Source organism: Actinokineospora spheciospongiae (genome assembly GCF_000564855.1).
Lineage (GTDB): Bacteria > Actinomycetota > Actinomycetes > Mycobacteriales > Pseudonocardiaceae > Actinokineospora > Actinokineospora spheciospongiae.
Genome location: NZ_AYXG01000186.1, coordinates 1 through 7,119 on the forward strand (window position 1 = coordinate 1; position 7,119 = coordinate 7,119).

General features: G+C 74.7%; 6 protein-coding genes. 5 read left to right on the forward strand and 1 reads right to left on the reverse strand.

Annotation, left to right across the window (positions count from 1 at the left end; all coding sequences use genetic code 11):
• Nucleotides 1–329: 329 nt before the first annotated feature.
• Nucleotides 330–1,106 carry a carbon-nitrogen hydrolase family protein gene (locus UO65_RS24250; protein ID WP_035286658.1) on the reverse strand — a complete coding sequence of 259 codons (777 nt, stop codon included), beginning with the start codon at nucleotides 1,104–1,106 and terminating at the stop codon, nucleotides 330–332.
• A 44-nt stretch (nucleotides 1,107–1,150) separates the two neighbouring features.
• Here UO65_RS24250 and UO65_RS24255 point away from each other — a divergent pair, with 44 nt between their 5' ends.
• The 5 genes from UO65_RS24255 (at nucleotide 1,151) to hisB (ending at nucleotide 6,944) form a co-directional block, all read left to right on the forward strand.
• Nucleotides 1,151–2,656 (forward strand): ABC transporter substrate-binding protein, encoded by a 1,506-nt coding sequence (locus UO65_RS24255; protein WP_233427819.1) that lies wholly within the window; start codon nucleotides 1,151–1,153, stop codon nucleotides 2,654–2,656.
• Nucleotides 2,626–3,846 (forward strand): aminotransferase class V-fold PLP-dependent enzyme, encoded by a 1,221-nt coding sequence (locus UO65_RS24260; protein WP_324608982.1) that lies wholly within the window; start codon nucleotides 2,626–2,628, stop codon nucleotides 3,844–3,846. The genes UO65_RS24255 and UO65_RS24260 overlap by 31 nt, the downstream gene beginning before the upstream one ends.
• A 76-nt stretch (nucleotides 3,847–3,922) precedes the next feature.
• Entirely contained in the window at nucleotides 3,923–5,245 is a 1,323-nt protein-coding gene (gene hisD, locus UO65_RS24265) for a histidinol dehydrogenase (protein WP_035286666.1), read from the forward strand.
• Nucleotides 5,242–6,342, forward strand: coding sequence for a histidinol-phosphate transaminase (locus UO65_RS24270; RefSeq protein WP_035286661.1), 1,101 nt, complete (start codon nucleotides 5,242–5,244; stop codon nucleotides 6,340–6,342). Before hisD ends, UO65_RS24270 begins: the two co-directional genes overlap by 4 nt.
• Entirely contained in the window at nucleotides 6,342–6,944 is a 603-nt protein-coding gene (gene hisB / locus UO65_RS24275; RefSeq protein ID WP_035286663.1) for an imidazoleglycerol-phosphate dehydratase HisB, read from the forward strand. Before UO65_RS24270 ends, hisB begins: the two co-directional genes overlap by 1 nt.
• Nucleotides 6,945–7,119 lie beyond the last annotated feature (175 nt).

A 7,119-nucleotide genomic window follows, 5' to 3' on the forward strand; every position in this document is an offset into this window, starting at 1 on the left:
GTGGTCGGCTGGCCAATCGCATCCACCCACCCGGGCGTTTGCTTGGCCGGGCCGGCGGTTTTCGGGGTGGTCGGCTGGCCAATCGCGTCCACCAACCCGGGATTTGCTCGCCGGGCCGCCGGTTCTTGGGGTGGTCGGCCTGCGTTCAGGACATTCACTCCACCCGGGCATTCGCTCGCCGGGCTGGCGGTGTGGTGGGTAGTTGGCGGCTGCGCTGATGGGGTTCGGCGCGGCTGCCGGGCCGCCGGGCCGGGGGCGGCTGGTTGTGCTGCGCCGGCCGGGTGGTTGGGCGGCGGTTTGTGGGTGGCTGGTTGGCTTTGGGGCGGGTCCTAGAGCCTGCGGTTGGCCAGTACCGGGATCGCCTCGCGGGTCTTGGTCACCGAGTCCGGGTCGATGTCCACCACCAGCAGGTCCGGGGTTGGGCCCAGTGAGGCCGCGATCGCGCCGGTCGGGGTCGCGACCAGGCTGTGGCCGATGCCGGTCGGGGCCTTGCTCGGGGTGCCGGGGTCGGCTTGGCCGCAGGCCAGCACCCACGCCGTGGCGTCGAGGGCGCGGGCGCGGACCAGGAGTTCCCACTGCTCCCGCTTGCCCTCGCCCGCCCCCCACGACGCCGCCACCAGCAGTGCCGCCGCGCCCTGGGCGGCCAGTGCCCGGTACAGCTCGGGGAACCGCACGTCGTAGCAGGTGGTGAGGCCGAGGGTCAGGTCGTCGACGGTCACCGTGACCAGTTCCGAACCCGGGGCGACCGTGCGGGACTCGGTGAAGCCGAACGCGTCGAAGAGGTGGATCTTGTCGTAGCCGCGGTGTTCGCCGCGGCCGGTGATCAGGAGGGTGTTGAACACCCGGCCGTCGTCGGCCGGGGTGAACATGCCCACGACCACCAGCACGCCGTGCTCGTCGGCGATCTCGCGCACCGCCGAGGCCCACGGGCCGTCCAGCGGTTCGGCGATCGGGCCCAGGGGCACGCCGAAGCAGCACTGGGTGGCCTCCGGGAACAGCACCAGCGAGGCCCCCGCCCGCGCCGCCGCGGCGACCCCGGAGCGGACCGCCGCCAGGTTCGCCGCCGGGTCCGGGGTCGAGGTGATCTGACACAGCGCCGCGCGCACTCCGCAACCTCCTGCCGCCGGGGACCCGACTACCCTCGGGTCCCGTGCCGTTCCTGTCCCTCCGCCGCGGTCCGGTCGCGGTGGTGTTCGCCAGTGTCCTCCTGGTCCCCGCCTGCACCACCGACCCCACACCGCCCGCCTCGGGGGACCCGGACGGCAGTTCGCTGGTGATCGGGGTCGCCGCCGAGCCCACCACGCTGGACCCGGTGGCCGGGTACGCGCCGTTCGGTTCCGCGCAGGTCTTCGACGGGCTGGTGGAGCACGCGCCCGGCGGCGCGCTGCGGCCCGCGCTGGCCACCGGCCTGCCCACCCCGGCCCCCGACGGCCGTTCGTGGACCGTGGCGCTGCGCACCGACGTCAGCTTCACCGACGGCAGCGCCTTCGACTCCGGGGACGTGGTGGCGACCTACCGGTCGGTGCTGGCCGCCGACGCCCCGCTGCGCGGTCGGTTCTGGATGCTGTCCGGGGTGCAGGCGGTCGACAAGACCTCGGTGCGGTTCGACCTCAACGCCCCCTGGGCGCAGTTCCCGGAGCTGCTGACCCTGGGCGTGAAGTCCGACGGGCCGCCGTCCGACCCGCCCGTGGGCACCGGGCCCTACCAGGTCGTGAGCTGGACCCGGGGCGTCTCGCTGGAGTTGGAGGCGAACCGGGCGTACTTCGCCGGTCCGCCGGAGATCACCAGGGTGACCCTGGAGTTCCTGCCCGACGACGAGACCCGCGCCCGGCGGATGCGCGAGGGCAGGCTCGACGGCGCCGCGCTGCCGCCGACGCCGGCTGAGGAGTTCGCCAAGACCAATGGCCTGGCCGTGGTCGAGCACAGCAGCGCCGACCTGCGCGCCGTCTCGATCCCCGCGGGCTCGACCGCCGCCGACCCGGCCGTCCTGCTCGCGCTCAACCTCGCCGTCGACCGGGACGCGCTCGTCCGGGACGCGTTGGCGGGCAAGGGGACCGCCGCGTCGCAACCGGTGCCCGAGGTGGCCGCCGAGTTCGTCGAACCCGCCGCCGCCTTCCGGCGCGACACCGCCAAGGCGGCCGAGGTGCTGCTGGCGGCGGGCTGGGTGCCCGGGGCCGACGGGGTGCGGACCCGGGGCGGCGCGGTGGCCGCGTTCGACCTGGCCTACCCGACGACCGACCTGGTCTCGCGCGACCTGGCCACGGCCTTCGCCAAGTCCGCCGCCGCCGTGGGCGTCAAGGTCACGCCCAAGCCCGCCGACGCCACCACCGACCCGGCCACGCCGAGGCTGACCGCCTTCGGCGACCCGTTCGACCCGGACCGGGCGCTGTACCCGCTGCTGCACCCCGGCGGCGGCGCGGTCGCCGCCGCCCTCGACGCGGAGCGGGCCACCACCGACCCTGCGCAGCGCGCGGTCGCGTTCCGCGCACTGCAACGCGCCTACGCCGCCGCACCGACCATGGTGGTGCTCGCCGCGGTCGACCACACCTACGTGCTGCGCGAGAACTGGAACGGCTACCGGCCGGTCGTCGACACGACCGGCACCGACCACACCTGGGGGCCCTGGTGGAACCTGTCGACCTGGACACCGCGCTGACCGCGCTCGACCCCGACGGCTGGGACGCCGCCCGGGTCCTCGCCGACACACCCGGCGCCCGGGACCAGGTGTTCCTCGACAGCGCGGGTTCCTCGCTGCCGCCGACACCGGTCCTCGACACCGTGATCGGGCACCTGCGCCGGGAAGCCGAGGTCGGCGGCTACCGGGCCGCGGCCGAGCGCGCCGACGACCTGGCCGAGGGCTACGCCGTGTTCGCCGAACTCCTGGGCTGCGCGCCCGACGAGGTCGCGTTCACCGACAGCGCCACCCGCTCCTGGCTCGCCGCCGTCGACGCCGTCCCGTTGGCCGAGGGTGACCGGGTCCTGGTCACCGAGGCCGAGTACGCGGGCAACGCCGTGCCGCTGCTCAACCTCGCCGCGAAGGCGGGCGCGACCGTCGAGCCGGTGCCGTCCGGCCCGGACGGCACCGTGGACCTCGACGCGCTGACCCGGCTCCTCGACGAGCGGGTCAGGCTGGTCTCGCTGGTCCACGTGCCCACCAACGGCGGCCTGGTCAACCCGGTCCGCGAGGTCGCCGACGCCGCGCACGCCGTGGGCGCCCTGGTCCTCCTCGACGCCTGCCAGTCCCTCGGCCAGCTCCCGCTGGACGTCGGCGCGCTGGGCGTCGACCTGCTCAGCGGCACCGGGCGCAAGTGGCTGCGCGGCCCGCGCGGCACCGGTGTGCTGGTCGTCCCCGCGCACGTCCGCGAGCGGCTGAGCCCGCGCCTGGTCGACCTGCACAGCGGTTCGTGGGTGGCTCCGGGGGAGATCGAGCTGCGCCGGGACGCGCGGGTGTTCGAGCTGTGGGAGTGCTCGATCGCCGACCGGCTGGGTCTGATCGCCGCCGCCCGCTACGCCCTCGACCTCGGGCCGGATGCCATCGCCGCCGCCGTGGGCGCCCGCGCGGAGCACCTGCGGGCGGGGCTGTCGGCGCTGCCCGGGGTCGAGGTGCGCGACCAGGGCACCCGGCGCTGCGGCATCGTCACCTTCACCGTCGAGGGGGTCGCGGCGGAGGCCGTGCGCGACGCGCTGCGCGGGCAGGGCATCACCGTGACGGTCAGCGGCCGGTCCTCGACCCGGCTGGACATGACCCGGCGCGGCTTGGAGCAGGTGGTGCGGGCCTCGCCGCACTACTTCGTCGGGCGGTCGCAGTTGGACACGGCGGTGGCCGCGGTGCGCACCATCCGGTGAGCTGGGGCACCGCGCGCTGAGCCGCCCGGCCCGACGCCTTACCCTGGTGGGGTTCGCCGAACTCCGGAAGGACCCCATGCTCTCGCGTACCGATCTGCGCTCCGCCGTCCCGTCCGCCGCCGAGCTGCGCACCACGCTGCCCCGCGCCGAGGTCGACGTGGACGCGGCGCTGCATCTGGTGCGACCCATCGTCGAGGACGTGCGCACCCGCGGGGTCGACGCCGCGCTGGAGCTGACCGAGCGCTTCGACGGCGTGCGCCCGGCGAGCGTCCGGGTGCCCGCCGAGGCGCTGGCATCCGCGCTGGCCGGGTTGGACCCGGCCGTGCGGGCCGCGCTGGAGGAGTCGACCTCCCGCGCCCGCCGGGTGCACGCCGACCAGGTGCGCGTCGACAAGACCACCCAGGTCGTGCCCGGCGGCACCGTCACCGAGCGCTGGGTGCCGGTCTCCCGGGTCGGGCTGTACGTGCCCGGCGGGCTCGCGGTGTACCCGTCGAGCGTGGTCATGAACGTCGTCCCGGCGCAGGCCGCGGGCGTGGAGTCGCTGGTGGTGTGCTCACCGCCGCAGGCCGCGTTCGACGGCCTGCCGCACCCGACGGTCCTGGCCGCCGCCGCGCTGCTCGGCGTCGAGGAGGTGTGGGCGGTCGGCGGCGCGCAGGCCCAGGCGCTGCTGGCCTACGGCGGCACCGACACCGACGGCACCGAACTGGCCCCGGTCGACCTGGTCACCGGGCCGGGCAACATCTACGTCGCCGCGGCCAAGCGGCTGCTGCGCGGCCTGATCGGCATCGACGCCGAGGCGGGCCCCACCGAGATCGCCATCCTCGCCGACGAGACCGCCGACCCGGTGCACGTCGCCGCCGACCTGATCAGCCAGGCCGAGCACGACCCGCTGGCCGCCAGCATCCTGGTCACCACCTCGGTGGCCCTGGCCGACGAGGTCGACGCCGAGCTGGAGCGCCAGGTCAAGGCCACCCGGCACGCCGAGCGGGTCACCACCGCGCTGACCGGCGCCCAGTCCGGCACCGTGCTGGTGGCCACCGTCACCGACGGGCTGCGGGTGGTCGACGCCTACGCCGCCGAGCACCTGGAGATCCAGACCGCCGACGCGCGCGCCGTCGCGGCCCGGGTGCGCAACGCGGGCGCGGTGTTCGTCGGCGCCTGGTCCCCGGTGTCGCTGGGCGACTACTGCGCGGGCTCCAACCACGTGCTGCCCACCGGCGGCTGCGCCCGGCACTCCTCGGGGCTGTCGGTGCAGACGTTCCTGCGCGGCATCCACGTCGTCGACTACAGCGAGGACGCGCTGCGCGAGGTGTCCGGGCACGTCGTCGCCCTCGCCGAGGCCGAGGACCTGCCCGCGCACGGCCAGGCCGTCACCGCCCGCTTCCGGGACGGGGCGTGACCGCCCCCGGCTCCCGCGCGGAGCTGTCCGACCTGCCGCTGCGCGCGGACCTGCGCGGCCGGTCCCCGTACGGGGCGCCGCAGCTCGACGTGCCGTACCAGCTCAACACCAACGAGAACCCGTACCCGCCACCGCCGGAGCTGGTCGCCGACATCACCGCGGCCACCGCCGAGGTCGCCGCGACCCTGCACCGCTACCCGGACCGCGACGCGGTCGCCCTGCGCACCGACCTCGCCGCCTACCTTTCCTCGGCCACCGGGCTCGAGCTGTCCACGGCGAACCTGTGGGCCGCCAACGGGTCCAATGAAATCCTCCAGCAGGTACTCCAGGCCTTCGGCGGCCCGGGGCGCTCGGCGTTGGGCTTCGAGCCGTCGTACTCGATGCACCCGATCATCGCCGCGGGCACCCGCACCGAGTGGGCCCCCACCCCGCGCCGCGCCGACTTCTCCCTCGACGTGGCCGCCGCGGTGGCGGTGCTCGCCGAGCGCGCGCCGGACGTGGTCTTCGTGACCAGCCCGAACAACCCCACCGGCCAGTCCATCCCGCTGACCGACCTGCGCGCGCTGGTCGAGGCCGCCCCGGGCGTCGTCGTGGTCGACGAGGCGTACGCGGAGTTCTCCCCGCAGGACAGCGCGGTGCACCTGATCGAGGAATTCCCCACCCGGGTGATCGTCAGCCGCACCATGAGCAAGGCGTTCGCGTTCGCGGGCGGGCGGCTGGGCTACCTCGCCGCCGCCCCGGCCGTGGTCGACGCCCTGCTGCTGGTCCGCCTGCCCTACCACCTGTCGTCGCTGACGCAGGCCGCCGCCCGCGCGGCGCTGCGGCACGCCGAGGGCACGCTCGCCTCGGTGCACCGGCTCGCCGCCGAACGCGACCGCGTGGCGCACGCCCTGCGCGGCCTCGGCGCCGAGGTCGTCCCCAGCGACGCCAACTTCATCCTCTTCGGACACTTCGACGACCCGGCCGCCGCCTGGCAGTCCTACTTGGACCGAGGCGTCCTGGTTCGGGACGTCGGCATCCCCGGGCACCTGCGGGTCACCGTGGGCACCCCGGAGGAGAACGACGCCTTCCTGTCCGCCAGCAAGGAGATCGTGTGATGACCAACCGCATCGGCCGCGTCGAGCGCAGCACCCGCGAGTCCTCCGTGCTCGTCGAGATCGACCTCGACGGCTCGGGCAAGGTGGAGGTCAGCACCGGCGTCCCCTTCTTCGACCACATGCTCACCGCCTTCGGCACCCACGGCTCCTTCGACCTCACGGTCCGCGCCACCGGCGACATCGAGATCGACGCCCACCACACGGTCGAGGACACCGCCATCGTCCTGGGCCAAGCCCTCCGTGAGGCCCTGGGCGACAAGAAGGGCATCCGCCGCTTCGGCGACTGCTGGATTCCGATGGACGAAACCCTCGCCCACGCCGCCGTCGACGTCTCCGGCAGGCCCTACTGCGTGCACACGGGCGAACCGGAGGTCATGGTCGGCTTCACGGTCGGCGGCAACTACCCCACGGTCCTCAACCGCCACGTCTTCGAGTCCATCGCCTTCCACGCCCAGGTCGCCCTGCACCTGCGCGTCGTGCACGGCCGGGACCCGCACCACATCACCGAGGCCGAGTACAAGGCCTTCGCCAGGGCCCTGCGCGCCGCCACCGAACCGGACCCCCGGGTCGGCGGCATCCCGTCGACCAAGGGCGTGCTCTAGGGCCTGTCCTGCCGAGCCCGGGACCTTGGTTGGGATGCCCGGGTGGGTGTGCTCTGTTTTCAGAGCCCGGGGTTTTGGTGGGTGTGCCCGGGTGGGTGCGCTCGGCTTTCGAGCGCCGGGTTTTTTGTGGGTGTGCCCGGCTGGGTGGATGTGTTTGGCCGGGGCCCCTATGGCG

What these genes read in the sequence shown, in the direction of transcription:
- hisD (WP_035286666.1), top strand. Translation starts at nt 3,923, where the DNA reads ATGCTCTCGCGTACCGATCTGCGCTCCGCCGTCCCGTCCGCCGCCGAG.
- hisB (WP_035286663.1), top strand. Translation starts at nt 6,342, where the DNA reads ATGACCAACCGCATCGGCCGCGTCGAGCGCAGCACCCGCGAGTCCTCC.